This is a genomic window from Mesobacillus maritimus (genome assembly GCF_044803185.1).
Classification (GTDB): Bacteria; Bacillota; Bacilli; order Bacillales; family Cytobacillaceae; genus Mesobacillus_B; species Mesobacillus_B maritimus_B.
Genome location: NZ_CP085225.1, coordinates 2,149,732 through 2,171,616, shown reverse-complemented (window position 1 = coordinate 2,171,616; position 21,885 = coordinate 2,149,732). Strand labels below are relative to the sequence as shown.

Below are 21,885 nucleotides of genomic sequence, written 5' to 3'. Positions count from 1 at the left end.
CCGTCCTTAGTTCAAGTCAATTCGCTTATTAATGAGGCGGTATGTAATATCAACAAGGAAATTGACAAATACAAACAAAACCGCACATACTAAAATCGTTCCTTGGACCATTGGAAAATCATGTGCACGGATGGAGTCAATAATTAATCGCCCTAACCCATTAATGGCGAAGACTGTTTCTGTTATGACCGCTCCTCCTAGTAACCCCCCAAACTGTAGACCGACAACAGTTACAACAGGTACTAAAGCATTGCGGAGAGCGTGCTTATAAATAACGACTCGGTCACTTACACCCTTTGCGTAAGCCGTACGGACATAATCTTGATTGATGACCTCCAACATACTTGACCGAGTCATCCTTGCAATAATCGCTGCACCCGCTGTACCCAAGGTGATTGCAGGAAGAATCATATGCTCCCACGTTCCCCAGCCTGCAACAGGAAGCATTCCGAGATTAACAGAAAAAAGATAAATCAACATGATTCCTAGCCAAAAATTAGGCATTGAAAGACCAAATAAGGCCACCAGCATAATGCCAACATCTGCAAAAGAATATTTTCTTGTTGCTGAAATAATACCTGCCACTAAACCGAGTAGTACAGCTGCAGCAGTACCAATTAACGCTAATTGCACGGTAATCGCAAACCGGGAATTAAAAATTTCTTCGGTTACTGGACGAGAGGTCCTGATTGATGTCCCCAAATCCCCTTGAACGGCATTCCCGATATAACGGAAATACTGAGTATAAAGCGGGTCATTCAGTCCTAAATTTTCTCGCATTTGTTCGACTTGTTCCGGATTCGCATTTTCTCCAGCCATAATTTTTGCCGGATCACCTGGGATAAGGTGCATCATTAAAAATACAGCTAATGTAACCCCGATCATGACTGGAATTGTTTGAAATAGTCTTCTTAGAATGAATACCAACATTCGGCTCACCTCTCCCTCGCTATTTTTTTGACTTTGGATCTAAGGCATCGCGCAATCCATCACCGAATAAATTAAAGCCGATGACCACCATTAGAATGACTAGGCCTGGGAATAACGTAATATGTGGCGCTTGGCGAATATACGATCGTCCTTGGCTCAACATCGTTCCCCATTCTGGATCTGGTGGTTGTGTACCCATGCCGAGAAAGGAAAGAGCAGAGGCCGTAATAATCGCAGAAGCAATATAAAGCGTTGCTTGGACAATAATAGGTGACAGAATATTAGGGAGAATATGCTTAAAAATAATTCTAAAGTCAGACGCACCCATCGCACGAATGGCATCGATGTATTCCAACTTTTTCACACTTAAGGTTGAACCCCGTACAATTCTCGCAAACGTTGGAACAGCAAAAAAGGCGACAGCAATAATGACATTCGTCGTACTAGCTCCAAGAACACTTACGATTGCTAACGCAAGTAAGATTCCAGGAAAGGCAAGCAGTACATCGCAAACTCTCATTAACAACGAGTCTACCCATCTCCCATAATACCCGGCGACAATGCCAAGGACGATTCCAATTGTCGCCCCTAATAGCGTTGATAGCACCCCAACGGTTAACGAGATTCTCGAACCATATATAATCCTACTTAAAATATCCCGTCCTTTATCATCGGTCCCTAACCAATGCCCAGCAGAAGGAGATTCTAATTTATTGGTAATTTCCATATGTAGTGGATCTTGAGGTGCAATATATGGAGCAAATATGGCTATTATGGCAAATATGAAAACGATTATAGCCCCTGCCACCGCAGCTTTATTTTTAGACAAATTCCTGAGAAACCTTTTCCAAGGAACGTCTCTGTTGCTGACAGATGTCCTAACAGGAACATTTGTTGGATTTAACTGAGGTTGACTCATCCCCTACTCCCCGTCCTTCCTTTTCATTAGTAAACTACTTCCTACTCTTAACATTCACAGCTTGTTATATAATACCGATATTTTACAGAAATATTACAATAGTTTGATTGTTATCTATTATTATATTTGATTTCGATATTCATAATTTCTCGTAACTAAAACCGCTTGCATAGTAGGATCTCATATTTATTTTCTCTACTATTTATTATCTTAGCAAAACGCATACTATATCGCTTTACTGCTAAAAAGTGATGAAATATGAAAAAGATCCGCAAAACATGTTAATATTTCGTAATATTGGGAATAATATTAATTTGTACATGTGGGCATGACCATACTTTAGAAAAACAAGGGGGTTTTGTTATGAAAGCAAAAAAGAATGTTTTCCTCATGCTAATGCTAGCTTTTATGCTTACTTTAGCGGCATGTAGTGGGAACAACACTTCTACTGAAGAAGAAAATACAGGAGAGGACAATGAAGAAACTCCAACAGCACAAGGAGGCGGAGAACTAGTATTCGTAACACCTTCTGACGCTCCTACTTTGGATCCTCACGGAATGAATGACACAGCGACTACAAATGCTACATCGCAAATCTTTGAACGTTTAACAGAATTTGCACCAGATGGTTCTGTTGTCCCTTCACTAGCGGAGGAATTTAATCCTGTTGATGATACCACTTGGGAGTTCAAACTTCGTCAGGGGGTTAAATTCCATGATGGGTCTGATTTTACAGCAGAAGCGGTAAAAATGAGCCTTGAGCGAATTCTCGATCCTGATTTTGCCTCTCCACGTGCAGTTGTATTAAACATGATTACGGAAGTAAACATCGTAGATGATCACACCGTGGAAATGAAAACGGCAGAGCCTTTTGCTCCACTTCCAGCTCATTTAGCTCATAATGCAGGTTCAATCATTGCGCCATCAGCGATTGAAGAAGAGAATAATGGTGGCAAGAAAGTGGATGAAAATCCAGTTGGTACAGGTCCATTTAAATATGATACATGGAACCGCGGGGCAGAAATTAAGTTCGTAAAGAATGATGACTATTGGGGCGAAAAAGCCAAGGTTGATTCAATTGTATTCAAAGTTATTCCAGAACAAGCTACACGTGTAGCAATGCTTGAAACAGGAGAAGCACATGTTATGCTACTAGGTTCTTCAGATGTTAAACAAGTAGAATCGATGGACGGAATTGAACTTGATCGTGTGGAAGGTACACGTATGGACTATGTCGGTTTCAATTTAAATAAAAAGCCTTTTGACAACGAAAAGGTACGTCAAGCAATTGGTATGGCTATCAATAAAAACGACATCGTAGAAGGAATTCTTGATGGTCAAGGGGTTGCTGCTGTAGGTCCACTTGCACCAACTGTCGTAGGAAACTCTCAAGACTTAAAGGCACTTGAATTCGATGTAGAGGCTGCGAAAGCGTTGCTAGCTGAAGCAGGGTTCCCAGACGGTTTCGAAACATCAATTTATGTAAATGAAGGAAGCAAAGAGCGTTCCGATATCGCTGAATTAGTTCAAGCACAATTGGCGCAAATTGGTATTGATGTATCGATTGAAATCATCGAATGGGGTGCGTTCCTAGAGAAAACAGCAGCCGGCGAACATGAAATGTTTGTTCTTGGTTGGACAACAGTGACTGGAGATGCGGACTACGGTCTATATGCCCTTTTCCATTCTTCAATGCATGGAAGCCCAGGAAACCGCGCTTTCTATAGCAATGATAAAGTCGATGAATTACTAGATAAAGGTCGTACCTCTACTGACCAAGATGAGCGTAATGCTGCATATGCAGAAGTATCACAGATTTTAATTGACGAAGCACCAATGATTTACTTACAGCATCCTGACTTTGTACATGGTATGAATGGAATTGATGGATTGTTCGTGAACTTCAGCGGAACACCGTTCTTCCAGAATGTAACATTAACAGAATAATATAGTCATAGAAACCCCATTTCATCGATTTGAAATGGGGTTTCTTATGTCTCTCCTTTTTTATCATTCTATAAAAAAAACCTAATCCATAGTAAGGATTAGGTTTTGTACGCGCCTTAGAGGATTCGAACCTCTGACCCACGGCTTAGAAGGCCGTTGCTCTATCCAGCTGAGCTAAAGGCGCTAATTAAAAGATTATGTATCAAGGTTAAACTCGAACATTGGAAGTATTTCCAACGTATATAAACTATAATGGGCCTAAGTGGACTCGAACCACCGACCTCACGCTTATCAGGCGTGCGCTCTAACCAGCTGAGCTATAGGCCCCTATCGTCTAGCTTTGGCTCCAAGCTTTTCGTCTTTGGAGCGGGTGATGGGAATCGAACCCACTACATCAGCTTGGAAGGCTGAGGTTTTACCAGTAAACTACACCCGCGTTCATCTTAAGTACCGGTGGTCGGGGTCGAACCGACACTCCTTACGGAACACGATTTTGAGTCGTGCGCGTCTGCCAATTCCGCCACACCGGCATAAAGGCGGCAACCGGATTCGAACCGGTGAATAAAGGTTTTGCAGACCTTTGCCTTACCACTTGGCTATGCCGCCATAGTAAAAATGGCTGGGCTAGCAGGATTCGAACCTACGAATGACGGAGTCAAAGTCCGTTGCCTTACCGCTTGGCTATAGCCCATTAATAACCTATTCAAACAATCCTAAAAATGTGATAAAAAATGGGGCGATCGATGGGAATCGAACCCACGAGTGTCGGAACCACAATCCGATGCGTTAACCACTTCGCCACGACCGCCATAATATTGGCAGGGGTAGTAGGAATCGAACCCACACTGGAGGTTTTGGAGACCTCTGTTCTACCTTTAAACTATACCCCTATAATAAACATAATCTGTTAAAACACTGGTGGAGGGGGACGGATTCGAACCGCCGAACCCGAAGGAGCGGATTTACAGTCCGCCGCGTTTAGCCACTTCGCTACCCCTCCGTATAAAAGTGGCTCAGGACGGAATCGAACCGCCGACACATGGATTTTCAGTCCATTGCTCTACCGACTGAGCTACTGAGCCACACTACAATATCATAATCTATATCAACAGTAGGAATCTACTGGTGTATTATTATGTAAATGGCGGTCCGGACGGGACTCGAACCCGCGACCTCCTGCGTGACAGGCAGGCATTCTAACCAACTGAACTACCGGACCAAATGATAAAAATCTTACAAAAAATGAATTGGTTGCGGGGGCAGGATTTGAACCTGCGACCTTCGGGTTATGAGCCCGACGAGCTACCGGACTGCTCCACCCCGCGATAATAGTATATAAAATTATTTTTACTATTTACTATGCTCATAGTGAGCAACGACTGTCCCGATTTCAGAAACCCTATTCAAGATGCGGTTCAATCGGTACAACTCGCAGAATATTCGATGAAGTAACGCTCGTTGCTCCACCCCGCGATAATGTATTCAATAAAAATCAAATGGAGGAGGAAAGGGGATTCGAACCCCTGCGCGGTTTGACCCGCCTGTCGGTTTTCAAGACCGATCCCTTCAGCCGGACTTGGGTATTCCTCCGCATTAATGGACCCTGTAGGACTCGAACCTACGACCGGACGGTTATGAGCCGTCTGCTCTAACCAGCTGAGCTAAGGGTCCAGTAAATTTTTTTGTTTATATAAAATGGAGCCTAGCGGGATCGAACCGCTGACCTCCTGCGTGCAAAGCAGGCGCTCTCCCAGCTGAGCTAAGGCCCCATGGTATTAAGTTATGAAACTTAACGATGGTCGGGAAGACAGGATTCGAACCTGCGACCCCTTGGTCCCAAACCAAGTGCTCTACCAAGCTGAGCTACTTCCCGTTATAATGGCGCGCCCGAGAGGAGTCGAACCCCTAACCTTTTGATCCGTAGTCAAACGCTCTATCCAATTGAGCTACGGGCGCAATTAAGGTAAGTTATTTTGCTAGCGCAAAAAATTTTGGTGCGGGTGAAGGGAGTCGAACCCCCACGCCTTGCGGCGCTAGATCCTAAGTCTAGTGCGTCTGCCAATTCCGCCACACCCGCTATATTTAAAGTTTTATTCCCGGGAGAGAAAAAACTTATGAGCCATGAAGGACTCGAACCTTCGACCCTCTGATTAAAAGTCAGATGCTCTACCAACTGAGCTAATGGCTCTAAATGTTAAAGATAAAAAACTTATTGAAAGTGGTGCCGGCCAGAGGACTTGAACCCCCAACCTACTGATTACAAGTCAGTTGCTCTACCAATTGAGCTAGGCCGGCAAGTCTTGATGATTATTTTCACTTAGTGAAAAAATCATGGTGGAGGATGACGGGATCGAACCGCCGACCCTCTGCTTGTAAGGCAGATGCTCTCCCAGCTGAGCTAATCCTCCGAAAATAAGATAAATGGTTTTAACTTGTTTAATAATATGGAAAGTTATTTTCTCTATCGAGAAAAAACTATGGTGACCCCTACGGGATTCGAACCCGTGTTACCGCCGTGAAAGGGCGGTGTCTTAACCGCTTGACCAAGGGGCCATATTAATTTATAAATCTATGAGCCTTTTCAGGCTAGCCTGGCAACGTCCTACTCTCACAGGGGGAAACCCCCAACTACCATCGGCGCTGAGAAGCTTAACTTCCGTGTTCGGCATGGGAACGGGTGTGACCTTCTCGCTATCGCCACCAGACTATTTAATTAAAGGATAGATATTGTGCTGACGCAAAAATCTTTGTTCCCTCAAAACTAGATAATGTGTAAGAAGTAAATGGTAAAACAAGTATCGTTGTCTAGCTACGGCTCCTAACTCCTCGGCCGTTTCGATCCATCCAAACAAATCCAAAACCGGGATTTGCATGGCTGGCTCTCCAACGTCTGTCGAAGTTGAACAGTCGCCTTCGCTTTTCAATTTGGTTAAGTCCTCGATCGATTAGTATCAGTCAGCTCCACACGTCACCGCGCTTCCACCTCTGACCTATCAACCTGATCATCTTTCAGGGATCTTACTAGCTTGACGCTATGGGAAATCTCATCTTGAGGGGGGCTTCATGCTTAGATGCTTTCAGCACTTATCCCGTCCGCACATAGCTACCCAGCGATGCCTTTGGCAAGACAACTGGTACACCAGCGGTGCGTCCATCCCGGTCCTCTCGTACTAAGGACAGCTCCTCTCAAATTTCCTGCGCCCACGACGGATAGGGACCGAACTGTCTCACGACGTTCTGAACCCAGCTCGCGTACCGCTTTAATGGGCGAACAGCCCAACCCTTGGGACCGACTACAGCCCCAGGATGCGATGAGCCGACATCGAGGTGCCAAACCTCCCCGTCGATGTGGACTCTTGGGGGAGATAAGCCTGTTATCCCCGGGGTAGCTTTTATCCGTTGAGCGATGGCCCTTCCATGCGGAACCACCGGATCACTAAGCCCGACTTTCGTCCCTGCTCGACTTGTAGGTCTCGCAGTCAAGCTCCCTTGTGCCTTTACACTCTGCGAATGATTTCCAACCATTCTGAGGGAACCTTTGGGCGCCTCCGTTACATTTTAGGAGGCGACCGCCCCAGTCAAACTGCCCACCTGACACTGTCTCCCACCCCGATCAGGGGTGCGGGTTAGAATTTCAATACAGCCAGGGTAGTATCCCACCGACGCCTCCACCGAAGCTGGCGCTCCGGCTTCCAAGGCTCCTACCTATCCTGTACAAGCTGTACCAAAATTCAATATCAGGCTGCAGTAAAGCTCCACGGGGTCTTTCCGTCCTGTCGCGGGTAACCTGCATCTTCACAGGTACTATAATTTCACCGAGTCTCTCGTTGAGACAGTGCCCAGATCGTTACGCCTTTCGTGCGGGTCGGAACTTACCCGACAAGGAATTTCGCTACCTTAGGACCGTTATAGTTACGGCCGCCGTTTACTGGGGCTTCGATTCAAAGCTTCGCGTGAGCTAACCTCTCCTCTTAACCTTCCAGCACCGGGCAGGCGTCAGCCCCTATACTTCGCCTTGCGGCTTCGCAGAGACCTGTGTTTTTGCTAAACAGTCGCCTGGGCCTATTCACTGCGGCTTTTCAAGGCTTTAACACCCTAAAAAGCACCCCTTCTCCCGAAGTTACGGGGTCATTTTGCCGAGTTCCTTAACGAGAGTTCTCTCGCTCACCTTAGGATTCTCTCCTCGCCTACCTGTGTCGGTTTGCGGTACGGGCACCTTTTATCTCGCTAGAGGCTTTTCTTGGCAGTGTGGAATCAGGAACTTCGGTACTATATTTCCCTCGCTATCACAGCTCAGCCTTCAGGGTAACGGGATTTGCCTCGTTACCAGCCTAACTGCTTAGACGCACATATCCAACAGTGCGCTTACCCTATCCTCCTGCGTCCCCCCATTGCTCAAACGATAAAGAGGTGGTACAGGAATATCAACCTGTTGTCCATCGCCTACGCCTTTCGGCCTCGGCTTAGGTCCCGACTAACCCTGAGAGGACGAGCCTTCCTCAGGAAACCTTAGGCATACGGTGGATGGGATTCTCACCCATCTTTCGCTACTCATACCGGCATTCTCACTTCTAAGCGCTCCACCAGTCCTTACGGTCTAGCTTCAACGCCCTTAGAACGCTCTCCTACCGCGGACATCGTAAGATGTCCACCCACAGCTTCGGTGATACGTTTAGCCCCGGTACATTTTCGGCGCAGAGTCACTCGACCAGTGAGCTATTACGCACTCTTTAAATGGTGGCTGCTTCTAAGCCAACATCCTGGTTGTCTAAGCAACTCCACATCCTTTTCCACTTAACGTATACTTTGGGACCTTAGCTGGTGGTCTGGGCTGTTTCCCTCTTGACTACGGATCTTATCACTCGCAGTCTGACTCCCACGGATAAGTCATTGGCATTCGGAGTTTGTCTGAATTCGGTAACCCGATGAGGGCCCCTAGTCCAAACAGTGCTCTACCTCCAAGACTCTCACTTCGTGAGGCTAGCCCTAAAGCTATTTCGGAGAGAACCAGCTATCTCCAGGTTCGATTGGAATTTCTCCGCTACCCACACCTCATCCCCGCACTTTTCAACGTGCGTGGGTTCGGGCCTCCAGTAGGTGTTACCCTACCTTCACCCTGGACATGGGTAGATCACCTGGTTTCGGGTCTACAACCACATACTTATTCGCCCTATTCAGACTCGCTTTCGCTGCGGCTCCGTCTTCTCGACTTAACCTTGCATGTAATCGTAACTCGCCGGTTCATTCTACAAAAGGCACGCTATCACCCGGCATTTTCCGAAGGAAATATGCACAGGGCTCTAACTACTTGTAGGCACACGGTTTCAGGATCTCTTTCACTCCCCTTCCGGGGTGCTTTTCACCTTTCCCTCACGGTACTGGTTCACTATCGGTCACTAGGGAGTATTTAGCCTTGGGAGATGGTCCTCCCAGCTTCCGACGGGATTTCACGTGTCCCGCCGTACTCAGGATCCACTCAGGAGGGAACGAAGTTTCAACTACAGGGTTTTTACCTTCTCTGACGGGCCTTTCCAGACCACTTCATTTACCCCGTTCCTTTGTAACTCCATGTTGAGTGTCCTACAACCCCAGAAGGCAAGCCTTCTGGTTTGGGCTAATCCCGTTTCGCTCGCCGCTACTCAGGGAATCGCATTTGCTTTCTCTTCCTCCGGGTACTTAGATGTTTCAGTTCCCCGGGTCTGCCTTCAATACCCTATGGATTCAGGTAAAGATACTGTTCCATTACGAACAGTGGGTTTCCCCATTCGGAAATCTCCGGATCAAAGCTTACTTACAGCTCCCCGAAGCATATCGGTGTTAGTCCCGTCCTTCATCGGCTCCTAGTGCCAAGGCATCCACCGTGCGCCCTTTCTAACTTAACCTATGGACGAATTTATTCGTCTCTATAAGACAATCATGTCTTTGGTTTCTCTTTTTAATAAAAGAGAGAAAAATTAAAAAAGCGATACAAATGTGTGTTTTACTTTTGCCTTCTTACTTACGATTATCTAGTTTTCAAGGAACAAATTAAAAAGCTTTGAGAGAATTGCACTCTCAAAACTAAACAAACAAGCTAATCAACAGTGCAAATTTTTAATTTGCTTAGTACGAACCGAAGGTTCGCATTCCGAATGCCCTTACGGCATTATCCTTAGAAAGGAGGTGATCCAGCCGCACCTTCCGATACGGCTACCTTGTTACGACTTCACCCCAATCATCTGTCCCACCTTAGGCGGCTGGACCCTAGGACAAAACTTAACTTCCTATAACGATAATAAGAGGCTAAGTTTTGTCCCAGGTTACCCCACCGACTTCGGGTGTTACAAACTCTCGTGGTGTGACGGGCGGTGTGTACAAGGCCCGGGAACGTATTCACCGCGGCATGCTGATCCGCGATTACTAGCGATTCCGGCTTCATGCAGGCGAGTTGCAGCCTGCAATCCGAACTGAGAATAGATTTATGGGATTTGCTTGACCTCGCGGCTTCGCTGCCCTTTGTTCTATCCATTGTAGCACGTGTGTAGCCCAGGTCATAAGGGGCATGATGATTTGACGTCATCCCCACCTTCCTCCGGTTTGTCACCGGCAGTCTCCTTAGAGTGCCCAACTGAATGCTGGCAACTAAGGACAAGGGTTGCGCTCGTTGCGGGACTTAACCCAACATCTCACGACACGAGCTGACGACAACCATGCACCACCTGTCACTCTGTCCCCCGAAGGGGAACGCTCTGTCTCCAGAGTTGTCAGAGGATGTCAAGACCTGGTAAGGTTCTTCGCGTTGCTTCGAATTAAACCACATGCTCCACCGCTTGTGCGGGCCCCCGTCAATTCCTTTGAGTTTCAGCCTTGCGGCCGTACTCCCCAGGCGGAGTGCTTAATGCGTTTGCTGCAGCACTAAAGGGCGGAAACCCTCTAACACTTAGCACTCATCGTTTACGGCGTGGACTACCAGGGTATCTAATCCTGTTCGCTCCCCACGCTTTCGCGCCTCAGCGTCAGTTACAGACCAGAGAGTCGCCTTCGCCACTGGTGTTCCTCCACATCTCTACGCATTTCACCGCTACACGTGGAATTCCACTCTCCTCTTCTGCACTCAAGTCCCCCAGTTTCCAATGACCCTCCACGGTTGAGCCGTGGGCTTTCACATCAGACTTAAAGGACCGCCTGCGCGCGCTTTACGCCCAATAATTCCGGACAACGCTTGCCACCTACGTATTACCGCGGCTGCTGGCACGTAGTTAGCCGTGGCTTTCTGGTTAGGTACCGTCAAGGTACCGGCAGTTACTCCGGTACTTGTTCTTCCCTAACAACAGAGCTTTACGACCCGAAGGCCTTCATCGCTCACGCGGCGTTGCTCCGTCAGACTTTCGTCCATTGCGGAAGATTCCCTACTGCTGCCTCCCGTAGGAGTCTGGGCCGTGTCTCAGTCCCAGTGTGGCCGATCACCCTCTCAGGTCGGCTACGCATCGTGGCCTTGGTGAGCCGTTACCTCACCAACTAGCTAATGCGCCGCGGGCCCATCTGTAAGTGACAGCCGAAACCGTCTTTCAGCATTCCCTCATGAGAGAGAATGAATTATCCGGTATTAGCCCCGGTTTCCCGGAGTTATCCCAGTCTTACAGGCAGGTTGCCCACGTGTTACTCACCCGTCCGCCGCTAATCTTTGGGAGCAAGCTCCCAAAAATCCGCTCGACTTGCATGTATTAGGCACGCCGCCAGCGTTCGTCCTGAGCCAGGATCAAACTCTCCAATAAAGAGTGAGTGATTAGCTCATAAATAAAACGTTGGCTCATATTTTTCTATATTAATAGAAGAAACATGATAAATATTGTTTGTTGACGCTTGTTTGTTTAGTTTTCAAAGAGCAATTTTTTATCTTGTCGTTTTAGCGACAGGAATAATCATATAATATCCAACTCATTTCGTCAACACTTTTTTAAAAGTTTTTATGAAATGAATGTTTTGTTACTAGCACTACCGAAGCAGCTAAAATAGAATAACATGTTTTCTATTAGGGAATCAATAGAATTTTTTTACAAAGTTCATATTTTTTTAGTGCCTTAAAAATTTCATCTATATCCTGAATTATTTGTTTAAGGCTCCAGGGAATTTATGAAAAATACCATGCCCAAGGTCTAGAGATTTTAGGATTTCTTTGTGATCAGTTCAACATTCAAGTGTTTGATAATATTTATGAAACAACCCAATTCTGTTAAATGAACTATGGGGTATCCTTTCCTATCTTTGCAAAAAACAACGTGAATGGTACAAACGCAGTTCCTTTATTCACTTTCCTAAAAGAGCAAAAGAAAGGCATGCTATCTAGTATGATTAAATGGAATTTCACAAAGTTCCTTATAGTTGGTAAAGGTCAGGTTATTGAGGGTATGCCCCCACTTTTGAACCGAATAAAATTGAAAAAGATTCTTCGTAGGAACCTTTTTTTGTTTACCCACTTTTCTATTCTTCAATAACTTATTACAACCTAATTTCTTGCATATAATATTATTTCAAACAAGCACCTCCCCTCCACTTATATTCTGAATCAAATCCCTATAAACAACTTGAAATCAGTAATAACCAAAGATGAATAATCTAATAAAAAGGGGGTTTTCACTATCAACCTCAAAATAAATATTCAAAAGATTCTTTTTGTTAAAATTATCTGATAACTATGTTAACGTTATTTCTAGAATTTCCAATTTATCAATAGAGTTAAACAACTCTATGCTACTATCCACAACTTTGTATACTAAAGCAAGATTCAGTTAGCATGAGCTAATACAAAATGACTGGAGGGATTCCACTTTTAAAAAAAGTCCTATACACCACCACCTATTAGAGTATCCTTGTTCATGGCGTTAGCGTAAAAAATTTAAATTAGATGGAGTGGATTGCATGTATAGTTCTCAAAGTGAATCGAACAACGTGGTCAGTACCGTCATTTGTCAAAGTTGCGGGCGAGCTTCCCTAAAACATCAAAACAAAGCCACAAGTAAAATCATGGGAGTAGCTTATGCACTGTTTGGATGGGTGTTCTTTGCGATTTCACTTCTTTTTCTACCAATTGTTTTTGGATCTGCGGCATTGCTTATGGGCTTTATGCTCTATCATAATCGAAACAAGGTTCACGGAATGTTCCTAATGTTTTTTGCAGCGGTAGGTTTAGTCATAGGAACCTTAATTAGTGTTGTTGTTGCAGGAACAATTTTCATTTAGGATTGAACTTAAAAAGAGGATGATGGGCATCATCCTCTTTTGTTATTAGCCTATTTTACCCATTTAACAAATGATGAATCATTCTCCCTTTATCATCGAAGAATTGTTTCATGATTTGATAATGATTGGTTTCTTCTAGCTTTCTTTCTTTTATACCTTTCTCGCTAAATTCATAGATGACTGCATCTGGGTAGGCCATGATTATAGGGGAGTGTGTGGCAATGATGAACTGTGAGTCTTCTTTGACTAAATCATGAATCCTTGTAAGCATCGACATTTGCCGCAATGGCGACAGGGCTGCCTCTGGTTCATCTAGAATATAAATCCCATTTCCACGAAACCGATGAAGAAAAGTTGAAAAGAATGCCTCGCCATGTGATTGTTCGTGAAGCGAACGTCCACCAAAGGAATCAATGACTCGTGGCCCACTCCATTCCCGATCCATCTCTTCAATATTAGACGCAACATTATAGAAGCTTTCTGCTCGCAGGAAAAATCCATCCCGCGGTTTCTCAACCCCCTTTATTACTCTAAGGAATGTATCAAGGCTGGAATGTGAATCATAGGTCGAGAAATTAAAATTAAACGAACCTCCTTCAGGATTAAATCCTAAAGCCACTGCTACAGCTTCTAATAATGTCGATTTCCCCATGCCATTTTCACCGATAAAGAACGTTACCTTAGGATGGAAAGTCAGTTCATCCAACGTCTTTAAACTAGGAAGATTATAAGGGTACTGGTTAAATGAAGGTACTTCTTCTCGTTTCATCCGAACTTCTCTTACATATTGCCCACTTAGCATTTCCATTTGAATGTACCTCGGGTTTATTTTTTCTTATTTTAACATGATCAGAGGACCACAGTTAATGCTAACGCAAACCAAAACTTATCTACTGTTCACACAAGACTCCCCCCACTTTTTTATCTGAAACTTTTCCTATTAAAAATACGTAAATATAGAAACTACTTTCTGAAAGGAGAAACCATGGGTAATATATTTTTATTTTCATTGATTATTGGGCTTGCTTCTTCCCTGATACTCATTCCCTTTTCACGATCGAAAAAAGCGAAAGGAAAAGAGGATACACAAACTAGTGCAGGAATGTTCATTAGTGTACCTATTGTTATCATTATACTTGTTCTTGCCTTTTATTATTTGACGAACCTTGACCGTAACCCTTCCTCTTTATGGCCCTTCGCTATCTTAATAACTGCTGCTGGAGCTGTATTTTCTTCAGGCAAAGAGCGAATGGTAAAAACGCTACTCTGTTTAGGTAGTGTGCTAGTAAGCATCTTTATTTTAACTGCTCCCCTCTTTAACGCCGACGAGAAATATGAGGTAGCAAGTATGACGGAGAAAATGGAAATTGAAGTGTTTGATGAAACAAAGACTCCTGCAAGTGTTCCACCTAAGTTTGCCCGCAATAAAATGAAGAAGGCTTTTGGTCAAGTACCAAATACCAGCTATTACGAGCTAGGAAACCTACAAATTCAAAAAGTGAAAGATGAATACGTTTATATTGCTCCAGTAGAGTTTTCAGGTTTTTTCAAATGGTGGAACGGTGATCATACCCCAGGGTATTTTACCATCAGCGCCACCGATTCCTCTGATAATCCGAAATTTATCAAAGCGGAAATGACTTACACTCCATCGTCTTATTTTAATCAAAATTTAGAACGCCATATCCGGATGCAATATCCAAATCTTATTTTCTATGGAAAGCCCCAACTGGAGATTGATGATGAGGGAGCACCTTATTATATTCGTACCTACGGTGAGTTTATTTCTGCTCGTAATGGGTTTGAAGTTGAAGGTATCATCATGGTTGAGCCAAAAACGGGAACAACGGAAATGGTTGCATTAGCGGATGTTCCAGAATTTATTGATGGCGCTGTTTCCCCGGAAGTAGTGAGCTTGCATAATAGTTATTTTGGAAACTATATTCACGGCTTTTGGAACAGTAAATTCGGGAAATCTGACGTAAAACTTCCTTCAGATGAAGGAACAGAGGCCAATGTTAGTCCGATTTTTGACGAGAATGGAGACATGTATTATTTCACGGATTTCACCAGCCCTAAGGAAGGGGTCGATTCCATGCTGGGATATTCTTTAACCAATTCAAGGACAGGTGACGCTGTGTATTATACAGGGAACTTAGAGGAATCTTATATGGATTCCCAAGGTGCGCTGCAAATTATCGAAAAGAAATTTATTGAGAAAAAATGGCAAGGTGAAATGCCCATTCTCTATAATTTCTACGGTGAAGCTAGCTGGTTAACACCGGTATTAGATGCAAATGGGTTTCTCCAAAACTATTTTATTGTATCAGCTGCCAATCCAGAAATCTCTGTCTATGGCAATACCCCTAATGAAGCGTTAAAACAATACAAAACAGCTCTGCAACGTGGGGGCGGTTCTGTTGATGGCAATTCGAAAGCAGAGGAAAAACAAACAAGCGGGATTGTGGTTAGAGTTTACAAAGAAAAAGCCGAGCAATTCACGTTGGTTTCCTTCCTTTTAGATAATGGCCAAAGTTATATTATCTCTTCTGAAAACACAGCAGAAGCCATTTACTTACAAGCAGACGATGAAGTCGACGTCATCTATATGGATACAGGCGAAGACTTTATGCCCGCGAAGGAAATTGTGATTAAAGGGTTGAACTAAGAAGCGAATAGAGGCTGTTTCGGACTCGACTGAACAGCCTCTTTCTAATGATTTAGAATAAGTTCCTTCCCTTTCGTTTAATCCCTCCATTTTTGGAGATTATGCTTAATATCTAGATAATGAGGAGAAGTGATGATGATGAGTAAAAATAAATACAAAGACAAGGCTCTTACTGCCGTAAACAAAATAAAAGCAAATGTGAAAGAGACTTATTACCACATGAAGGATATCCCTTCAATAACTGTCCAAGAACTGGCAGAAAAGATCAAAAACCACCCGAACTCTCATATAACCAAAAAAGAGTTACTCGGAATCACCTACACCTTTTATCAATTAAAAACCGATGATGATGATTTTTATATGGAAACAAACAAAGCGCGAATCTTACAACTAGATGGATATTCAGGTGGAAAACAATTTGTCTCTTATCGTTCTTACCGAGATTCATATGAATTAAATACGCCGATTAAATTGCCTACACCGCTCAAGTGAACGGAGCCTTTCTATAGGCTGTCTTCGTAAAGATTGTTGTTAAAATTGTAAAAATCTTAAAGCCGATTTTTACTACCTAAAGCCGATTTTAAACCAAGATAAGCTATTTTGTACGTTTTAGTAAGTTTGCAAGCTCTTTCCTCATAATTATCAAGCTATTTTTGCAATCAAACAAAGCTTAATCCATTCCTATTTTTGTATCAAAAAAGCAACAAAGATTGAGAAAAGAGCCTTTCTAAAAAAAGAAGAAAGCTTAGAGAGCAACCATCTCTAAGCTTTTGATTTGTCCATTTCTACTTGCATAAATGAATGATTTATATCTTTTCTAAAAAGCATCTACATATCCAAGCGTTCCATTCCCTGCTGTTACAAGGTTTGCGTGAAGAAGCTATAACCGCTTCTTCCATGTTCCTTTGTATCGTACATCGCAAGATCAGCATTTCTGATCAAAGTATTTAAGTCTTTTCCGTCCTTTGGGTAAAGACTAATACCAATACTTGCTGAAATCGTAAACTTCTGACCGAAGATTTCAAAGGGCTCACGTAACACTTCCAAGATGTCTTCACAAACTATGTATATTTCTTCTTCACCAGCTAGGTGTGGAATAAGAAGTAAGAACTCATCTCCACCAAATCGAGCAAGGAATGTCTCTCTTTTCACAATGGCAAGCTGTAAGCGTCTAGCCACTTCTTTTAACAGTAAGTCCCCTGCATCATGACCCAAACGATCATTTATGACTTTAAAATGATCCAGGTCGAGAAGAATTAAGCCCAATTCGTATGTATTTATTTCGGTATTTGTAAGGTATTCCTGAAGATAAGATTGAATATACCAACGGTTAGGTAGATTGGTTAAAGCATCGTGATACGCCATGTGCTTAATTTGTGCTTCAGCTCTTTTTTTATCACGGATATCGCGACAGATAGCCAAATACATTTGTTTCTTGCCAATTTTAATTAGCCGGATATTTACGTCAACAGGGATTTGGTAGTTATCTTTTCCTATGATTGTATCCTCAAAATTCGAAAGAGCATTGTCTTTTGCATCTAGCTTTGTTAATTTACTACATAGACTAGTAAAAATCTTTTCAATCCTCATTTGCGAAAGTTCGGCTTTAGAATATTGTAGATTCTCACATGCAGTTGGGTTCACTTCCATGATTGTTCCATCTATACTAATTAAAAAAATACTATCCGCTGCTTGCTCAATGACACTCCTGAATTTTTCCTCACTTTCTCTTAACAACTCTTCAGCTTTAACACGATCAGTAATGTCTAAACCAAAACCTAGAAGATAGTCATCACCCGACTCATTTATATGGATGATGGTTTTGCCTGTATACATATGGTGCTCTTTCCCCTTAAACCCTGCAACAGCCTCCTTTGTTATTAATTGGCGCTGCTTCCAGACCTCAAGGTCAAAATCTCGATTAACCTGGGCAATTGGTTGAGGAAAAAAATCAAATACCGTTTTCCCATATAACTCTTCAAGACTACGACCGTTTACCAGACAAGCCTGCTGATTGGCAAATATGGTCTGCCCTTTTCGATTTTCAAGAAATATATTGATAGGCAAAGCATCCAGAACATTACGGTACAAGGACTCGTTTACCCGAATTTGTTTTGAGAGCTCTTTGTTTTTTGATTCCAATTCAGTGATCTGTGCGTACAAGTCCGCGATTTCTTTTGTATGCTTATCTGTATGATTAGTCACAGCCACCCTCCTTAAAACAGCATGAATGCTCTATATGTAACATTATACAGGTTGAAAAGAGTGGATTGTTTTTGAATTAAGAAAAGTTCTTGAAGATCTGGGAGCGGAATGTACATTTTGCCCTAGCGAACTAATCAAACAGCTGCTCGCTAGGACATAATTGAGGGGATTCTTTTTAATTTAAGTCGGCAAATTCTCTGGAAATTCTTTCAAATGCTTCTTTTATGATTGGTCGTGGGGATGGAAGACAAATTCTTTGGTACTGTAACCCTTCTTCGCCAAACATTTTTCCATCTTCTAACAACACATTGGCTTTGTTATAAATACGGTCATGGACTTCTTCTGGAGTGATGCCATACCCACTAAAATCCATCCACATCACATAAGTGCCTTCTGGGATGTTTACTTTTACTTTTGGCATATTTTCGGTTAGGAAATTGACTACCCATTCCATGGTTCCGTCGAGATATTCTTTTAGCTGCTCTAACCAATCCTCTCCCTCTCGGTAGGCGGCGATAAGTGCAGATACCGTAAACGGAGATGGCAGGTGCATGCCCATTGCTTTGCTAAACGTTTTTCTCACTTTAGGATTCGTAATGATGACATTTGTGCAATGGAGGCCCGCGACGTTAAAGGTTTTATTAATTGCCGTACAAGTGACAATATGGTCGAGCTGATTCGTTACTTTCGCGATTGGAATAAACGTTTGATCACGTCTAATTAAATCTCCGTGAATTTCATCCGCGACGATAAGGACTCCGTTTTCTGCGCAAATATCTGACAGACGTTTGAGTTCATCTTCTTTAAAAATTCTCCCTACTGGATTATGAGGGTTACATAAAATAAACATTGTTGTATTTTCTTCTTTTGCTTTCGCCTCAAAATCTTCAAAGTCGATCGTGTAATACCCATTTTCATCCACTTTTAAAGCATTATTTCTGACGATTCTTCCGTTCCCTTCAACAGCAGAGGTAAACGGTGGGTAAACAGGTCTTTGAATAATGATGCCGTCCCCTGGTTTCGTCAAAGCTCTTACAGCTACATTCACAGCGTGAACCGTTCCAGGACTATAGACGATTTCTTCTTTTTTGAAGTCCCAATCATGTCTCTTTTTAAACCAATGCTGAATCGCTTCAAAATATTCAGGTGGGAAAATCGAGTACCCAAAAATTTTGTGGTCAACGGTTTTATGTAACGCATCTAATAATGGTTGAGGGACTGGCAAATCCATATCCGCCGTAAATAACGGGATGGTTTCTTCATCATATCTCTCTGTTAGCCCAATTTGTTTTAAAAACTCCCCGCCATCCCACTTCATCGAGTATGTATTTCTGCGATTGACGATTTCATCAAAATTGTATTTCATCTAGATTCTCTCCTTTTAGTATTAGGATATGATTAGAGCTACAAATTTATTGGTCTTCTCTATTCTTAGTTTCAAACACGACGCATTAAATGTCCATCAATGTGCTTCACTTTAGGGCTCACTACATACAAACTCATACAACGAAATCCAACTAAATGGTATGATAGTTAATAGCATAAACATAGTGTTAAATAACCCCTTTTAGTAAGGAGCCTAATATGGAACAGAACATTATATTTCGCAATAATGTAAAGATTATTGGAAACGGGGCGAAGTCTATTCTATTCGCACCTGGATTTGGGTGTGATCAAACGGTATGGAACCAAGTAGCAAAAGCTTTTGAAGACGATTACCGCATTATTTTATTCGACTATGTTGGAACTGGGAATTCAGATTTACAAGCCTATGATGTGAACAGATACAGTACTTTAGAAGGCTATGCACAGGATGTCCTAGATGTATGTTCCGCGTTGGAACTTGAGAATGCTATTTTCATAGGACATTCTGTTGCTGGAATGATTGGCACGCTTGCATCCCTTCGTCAGCCTGAGTATTTTTCCAATTTAATTATGCTGGCCCCTTCCCCACGGTACCTTAATGATCCTCCTGAGTACTTTGGTGGATTTGAAAGAGAGCATCTTATAGGCTTACTTGAAATGATGGAGAAAAATTATATCGGCTGGGCGACGATGTTTGCGGATACCTTGTTAAACAATTCCAACCACCCTGAGGTGAAAAGTGACCTTGAGGATCGCTTTTGCTCAACAGACCCGATTATTGCGCGTCAATTTGCACAGGCTACTTTTTTCTCAGATAACCGCCAAGATTTAATGAAGGTAAGTGTCCCTTCCTTAATCATGCAATGTTCCGAAGATATTATTGCACCAGAGACGGTTGGCCAGTATTTGCAGCAGCACCTTCCAAACAGTACGTATATAAAGATGAAAGCCATTGGACATTGTCCGCATATGAGTGATCCAGAAGAAACGATTGGCTTAATTCGGCAATATCTGAAGAGTGGAATGTCTGTAGGCGGCCCGCTTTAATGGACGAACAACTCAATCATGCACCTTGTGGTTTTCTAACCTTAACTGAGGATGGTACGATTTTATCTATCAATCATACATTACTCGAAATGCTTGATTATCCTCTACAGCAAGTGCAAGGAAAACATTTTCATTCCATTCTGACCGTGCCTGCTCAAATGTTTTATCAATTCTATTTTGTCCCACTTTTAATAAAGAAACAAAAGGTGGAGGAAATGTTTATTTCGTTAAAATCCATTTCTGATGAAGAAATTCCGGTTATGGTAAATGCCCTTCAGAGAAAAAGAGACGGGAAAATTTACTCAGACTGCGTGCTGTTTCCAATGCGCAATCGAAGTGAATATGAAAATGAACTACTCATCGCCAAAAAAGATGCAGAAGCTGCTTTAGTTGCCAAACACAAGGCCAATGCAGAATTGGAGAATGCATTAAAGGAGCTAAAAGAAAAACAAGAAAAACTCCTAGACCTTAATGAACAAAATCAAAAGTATAAAATAGAAACAAAGAAAGAACTAGAGCTTGCTAGAATAATCCAAAAAACGTCCTTGACCGACCCAATTGAGACAGATGAAATCAAAATTGAGTCCTTTCATAAAGCGTCTAGTGAATTATCAGGGGATATATACGGATTTTATCAGATCGACCAACATCGATACGGAATCATTCTACTTGATGTAATGGGACACGGGATTTCCTCTGCCCTCATTACGATGTCTTTGCATTCCTTGTTCCAGAGGCTGATTTCTTATGGGTTGAATACGAATATTGTGATGAAAGAATTGGACCAACATCTCCATTCTTTGTTCCAGAATAACGAAGAGGCTAGACATTATTGTACCGCTATTTATCTTTTAATCGATACAAAGAAACAAAAGATTGAATATATCAATGCAGGGCACCCCCCTGCTTTCTGGAGAGATAAAAACGGTGAGCAACATGAATTATTTTCTAAAAGTGTTCCAATTGGAATGTTCGAAGGAATTGAATATAAAACGAACAGTGTTACTTATTCTAAGGGAGACCGTCTCCTGCTTTATACAGATGGAATCACGGATTTAATCGGTGCAAACCATTTGAGTGGGCTATTTTCCGAGAACAGAGCGACTTCCATTTCAACATTAAAAGATAGTATCATTGCGTCATTAGAGCATCAAAAAAGTGAAAAACAGAGAAGCGATGATCAATGTTTAATTTTAATTGAACTGAAATAAGAGTTGGATAATTGCTGGGAAAATATCCACCCCTATTATAGGATTGTAAAAGGAGTTCAGCTTTGTCTGAACTCCTTTTTTGTTAGGACTAGGATATTTTCAAACAAGAATCCTGTTTCCATGAAGAGATTTTCGGTGTTCCTACTTATTCATCATCAATTTCGCCATCGCCAATTTCATCTTCTTCTTCGATTTCCTCAATCTGTTCTCCATCTTCTGGTGGTGCTTCGTTGTTTCCACACGCTCCTAATGTGAAGGTAGAAAAGGCTAAGAGTAACATGAATAAGAACTTTTTCATTGTTGTGACCTCCTTTTTCTTGTAATTTCCCCAAAAAGTATCGTTCTTATTATGCAATTTTCCAAGCACCCTCACC

General features: G+C 42.6%; 12 protein-coding genes, 22 tRNA genes, 3 rRNA genes and 1 pseudogene. 7 read left to right on the top strand and 31 right to left on the bottom strand.

Features of this window, described 5'->3' with window-relative positions:
- Positions 1-6 precede the first annotated feature (6 nt).
- On the bottom strand, positions 7-930 hold the full coding sequence (locus LG336_RS10325; RefSeq protein WP_404332463.1) for an ABC transporter permease: 924 nt from the start codon (positions 928-930) through the stop codon (positions 7-9).
- A 19-nt stretch (positions 931-949) separates the two neighbouring features.
- Complete coding sequence (gene nikC / locus LG336_RS10320) at positions 950-1,849, bottom strand: nickel transporter permease (protein WP_404332462.1); 900 nt, start codon at positions 1,847-1,849, stop codon at positions 950-952.
- A 363-nt stretch (positions 1,850-2,212) separates the two neighbouring features.
- Between nikC and LG336_RS10315 the strand changes: the two genes are divergently transcribed.
- Complete coding sequence (locus LG336_RS10315; protein ID WP_404332461.1) at positions 2,213-3,796, top strand: glutathione ABC transporter substrate-binding protein; 1,584 nt, start codon at positions 2,213-2,215, stop codon at positions 3,794-3,796.
- A 110-nt stretch (positions 3,797-3,906) separates the two neighbouring features.
- Here the strand turns inward: LG336_RS10315 and LG336_RS10310 are convergent.
- The 25 genes from LG336_RS10310 to LG336_RS10190 all read right to left on the bottom strand — a co-directional run bounded on the left by LG336_RS10310 (position 3,907) and on the right by LG336_RS10190 (position 11,550).
- Positions 3,907-3,980, bottom strand: a tRNA-Arg gene (locus LG336_RS10310).
- 69 nt (positions 3,981-4,049) lie between these two features.
- Positions 4,050-4,123: transfer RNA gene (locus LG336_RS10305), tRNA-Ile, on the bottom strand.
- A gap of 35 nt (positions 4,124-4,158) precedes the next feature.
- Positions 4,159-4,232, bottom strand: a tRNA-Gly gene (locus LG336_RS10300).
- Between the two features lie 12 nt (positions 4,233-4,244).
- Positions 4,245-4,326: transfer RNA gene (locus tag LG336_RS10295), tRNA-Leu, on the bottom strand.
- 4 nt (positions 4,327-4,330) lie between these two features.
- Positions 4,331-4,402 (bottom strand) — tRNA-Cys (locus tag LG336_RS10290).
- A gap of 10 nt (positions 4,403-4,412) precedes the next feature.
- Positions 4,413-4,487, bottom strand: a tRNA-Gln gene (locus LG336_RS10285).
- A gap of 41 nt (positions 4,488-4,528) precedes the next feature.
- A tRNA-His gene (locus LG336_RS10280) sits at positions 4,529-4,604 on the bottom strand.
- A gap of 8 nt (positions 4,605-4,612) precedes the next feature.
- Positions 4,613-4,686 (bottom strand) — tRNA-Trp (locus LG336_RS10275).
- 26 nt (positions 4,687-4,712) lie between these two features.
- Positions 4,713-4,796 (bottom strand) — tRNA-Tyr (locus LG336_RS10270).
- 9 nt (positions 4,797-4,805) lie between these two features.
- Positions 4,806-4,878: transfer RNA gene (locus LG336_RS10265), tRNA-Phe, on the bottom strand.
- 60 nt (positions 4,879-4,938) lie between these two features.
- Positions 4,939-5,015, bottom strand: a tRNA-Asp gene (locus LG336_RS10260).
- 29 nt (positions 5,016-5,044) lie between these two features.
- Positions 5,045-5,121, bottom strand: a tRNA-Met gene (locus LG336_RS10255).
- Between the two features lie 172 nt (positions 5,122-5,293).
- Positions 5,294-5,386, bottom strand: a tRNA-Ser gene (locus LG336_RS10250).
- A gap of 7 nt (positions 5,387-5,393) precedes the next feature.
- A tRNA-Ile gene (locus tag LG336_RS10245) sits at positions 5,394-5,467 on the bottom strand.
- A gap of 25 nt (positions 5,468-5,492) precedes the next feature.
- A tRNA-Ala gene (locus LG336_RS10240) sits at positions 5,493-5,565 on the bottom strand.
- Positions 5,566-5,592: 27 nt separating this feature from the next.
- Positions 5,593-5,669, bottom strand: a tRNA-Pro gene (locus LG336_RS10235).
- A gap of 6 nt (positions 5,670-5,675) precedes the next feature.
- A tRNA-Arg gene (locus LG336_RS10230) sits at positions 5,676-5,752 on the bottom strand.
- Between the two features lie 36 nt (positions 5,753-5,788).
- A tRNA-Leu gene (locus tag LG336_RS10225) sits at positions 5,789-5,873 on the bottom strand.
- A 38-nt stretch (positions 5,874-5,911) separates the two neighbouring features.
- Positions 5,912-5,984: transfer RNA gene (locus LG336_RS10220), tRNA-Lys, on the bottom strand.
- A gap of 31 nt (positions 5,985-6,015) precedes the next feature.
- Positions 6,016-6,091 (bottom strand) — tRNA-Thr (locus tag LG336_RS10215).
- Between the two features lie 37 nt (positions 6,092-6,128).
- Positions 6,129-6,204 (bottom strand) — tRNA-Val (locus LG336_RS10210).
- Between the two features lie 70 nt (positions 6,205-6,274).
- Positions 6,275-6,349, bottom strand: a tRNA-Glu gene (locus LG336_RS10205).
- Between the two features lie 36 nt (positions 6,350-6,385).
- Positions 6,386-6,501: ribosomal RNA gene (gene rrf, locus LG336_RS10200) — 5S ribosomal RNA — on the bottom strand.
- Positions 6,502-6,721: 220 nt separating this feature from the next.
- A 23S ribosomal RNA gene (locus tag LG336_RS10195) occupies positions 6,722-9,678 on the bottom strand.
- Positions 9,679-9,951: 273 nt separating this feature from the next.
- Positions 9,952-11,550, bottom strand: a 16S ribosomal RNA gene (locus LG336_RS10190).
- The 16S, 23S and 5S rRNA genes sit together here with 22 tRNA genes alongside, the layout of an rRNA operon.
- 345 nt (positions 11,551-11,895) lie before the next feature.
- Here LG336_RS10190 and LG336_RS10185 point away from each other — a divergent pair.
- Both LG336_RS10185 and LG336_RS10180 read left to right on the top strand, forming a co-directional pair.
- Positions 11,896-12,230 (top strand): annotated as a pseudogene (locus LG336_RS10185) (glutathione peroxidase); the annotation flags it as partial.
- Between the two features lie 464 nt (positions 12,231-12,694).
- Positions 12,695-13,015 (top strand): hypothetical protein, encoded by a 321-nt coding sequence (locus LG336_RS10180; RefSeq protein ID WP_404332460.1) that lies wholly within the window; start codon positions 12,695-12,697, stop codon positions 13,013-13,015.
- A 55-nt stretch (positions 13,016-13,070) separates the two neighbouring features.
- Here the strand turns inward: LG336_RS10180 and LG336_RS10175 are convergent, their stop codons facing one another.
- Complete coding sequence (locus tag LG336_RS10175; protein WP_404332459.1) at positions 13,071-13,823, bottom strand: AAA family ATPase; 753 nt, start codon at positions 13,821-13,823, stop codon at positions 13,071-13,073.
- Between the two features lie 177 nt (positions 13,824-14,000).
- On the opposite strand from LG336_RS10175, the gene LG336_RS10170 reads away from it, so the two are divergent.
- Both LG336_RS10170 and LG336_RS10165 read left to right on the top strand, forming a co-directional pair.
- Positions 14,001-15,683 carry a hypothetical protein gene (locus LG336_RS10170; RefSeq protein ID WP_404332458.1) on the top strand — a complete coding sequence of 561 codons (1,683 nt, stop codon included), beginning with the start codon at positions 14,001-14,003 and terminating at the stop codon, positions 15,681-15,683.
- A 132-nt stretch (positions 15,684-15,815) separates the two neighbouring features.
- Positions 15,816-16,175: a hypothetical protein gene (locus LG336_RS10165; RefSeq protein WP_404332457.1), complete on the top strand. Its 360-nt coding sequence runs from the start codon at positions 15,816-15,818 to the stop codon at positions 16,173-16,175.
- A 366-nt stretch (positions 16,176-16,541) separates the two neighbouring features.
- On the opposite strand, the gene LG336_RS10160 is transcribed toward LG336_RS10165, so the two are convergent.
- Together LG336_RS10160 and LG336_RS10155 are read right to left on the bottom strand one after the other, a co-directional pair.
- Positions 16,542-17,888 carry a diguanylate cyclase domain-containing protein gene (locus LG336_RS10160; protein WP_404332456.1) on the bottom strand — a complete coding sequence of 449 codons (1,347 nt, stop codon included), beginning with the start codon at positions 17,886-17,888 and terminating at the stop codon, positions 16,542-16,544.
- Between the two features lie 175 nt (positions 17,889-18,063).
- Positions 18,064-19,254 (bottom strand): MalY/PatB family protein, encoded by a 1,191-nt coding sequence (locus LG336_RS10155; RefSeq protein WP_404332455.1) that lies wholly within the window; start codon positions 19,252-19,254, stop codon positions 18,064-18,066.
- Between the two features lie 218 nt (positions 19,255-19,472).
- Here LG336_RS10155 and LG336_RS10150 point away from each other — a divergent pair, with 218 nt between their 5' ends.
- Positions 19,473-20,300: an alpha/beta fold hydrolase gene (locus LG336_RS10150; RefSeq protein ID WP_404332454.1), complete on the top strand. Its 828-nt coding sequence runs from the start codon at positions 19,473-19,475 to the stop codon at positions 20,298-20,300.
- Entirely contained in the window at positions 20,300-21,511 is a 1,212-nt protein-coding gene (locus LG336_RS10145; protein ID WP_404332453.1) for a SpoIIE family protein phosphatase, read from the top strand. Before LG336_RS10150 ends, LG336_RS10145 begins: the two co-directional genes overlap by 1 nt.
- A 145-nt stretch (positions 21,512-21,656) precedes the next feature.
- Here LG336_RS10145 and LG336_RS10140 read toward each other — a convergent pair whose 3' ends face one another.
- On the bottom strand, positions 21,657-21,809 hold the full coding sequence (locus LG336_RS10140) for a hypothetical protein (RefSeq protein WP_404332452.1): 153 nt from the start codon (positions 21,807-21,809) through the stop codon (positions 21,657-21,659).
- Between the last annotated feature and the right edge of the window lie 76 nt (positions 21,810-21,885).

Coding starts and splice junctions, on each gene's coding strand:
- LG336_RS10325 (WP_404332463.1), bottom strand. CDS start 930: ATGTTGGTATTCATTCTAAGAAGACTATTTCAAACAATTCCAGTCATG.
- nikC (WP_404332462.1), bottom strand. CDS start 1,849: ATGAGTCAACCTCAGTTAAATCCAACAAATGTTCCTGTTAGGACATCT.
- LG336_RS10315 (WP_404332461.1), top strand. CDS start 2,213: ATGAAAGCAAAAAAGAATGTTTTCCTCATGCTAATGCTAGCTTTTATG.
- LG336_RS10180 (WP_404332460.1), top strand. CDS start 12,695: ATGTATAGTTCTCAAAGTGAATCGAACAACGTGGTCAGTACCGTCATT.
- LG336_RS10175 (WP_404332459.1), bottom strand. CDS start 13,823: ATGGAAATGCTAAGTGGGCAATATGTAAGAGAAGTTCGGATGAAACGA.
- LG336_RS10170 (WP_404332458.1), top strand. CDS start 14,001: ATGGGTAATATATTTTTATTTTCATTGATTATTGGGCTTGCTTCTTCC.
- LG336_RS10165 (WP_404332457.1), top strand. CDS start 15,816: ATGATGATGAGTAAAAATAAATACAAAGACAAGGCTCTTACTGCCGTA.
- LG336_RS10155 (WP_404332455.1), bottom strand. CDS start 19,254: ATGAAATACAATTTTGATGAAATCGTCAATCGCAGAAATACATACTCG.
- LG336_RS10150 (WP_404332454.1), top strand. CDS start 19,473: ATGGAACAGAACATTATATTTCGCAATAATGTAAAGATTATTGGAAAC.
- LG336_RS10145 (WP_404332453.1), top strand. CDS start 20,300: ATGGACGAACAACTCAATCATGCACCTTGTGGTTTTCTAACCTTAACT.
- LG336_RS10140 (WP_404332452.1), bottom strand. CDS start 21,809: ATGAAAAAGTTCTTATTCATGTTACTCTTAGCCTTTTCTACCTTCACA.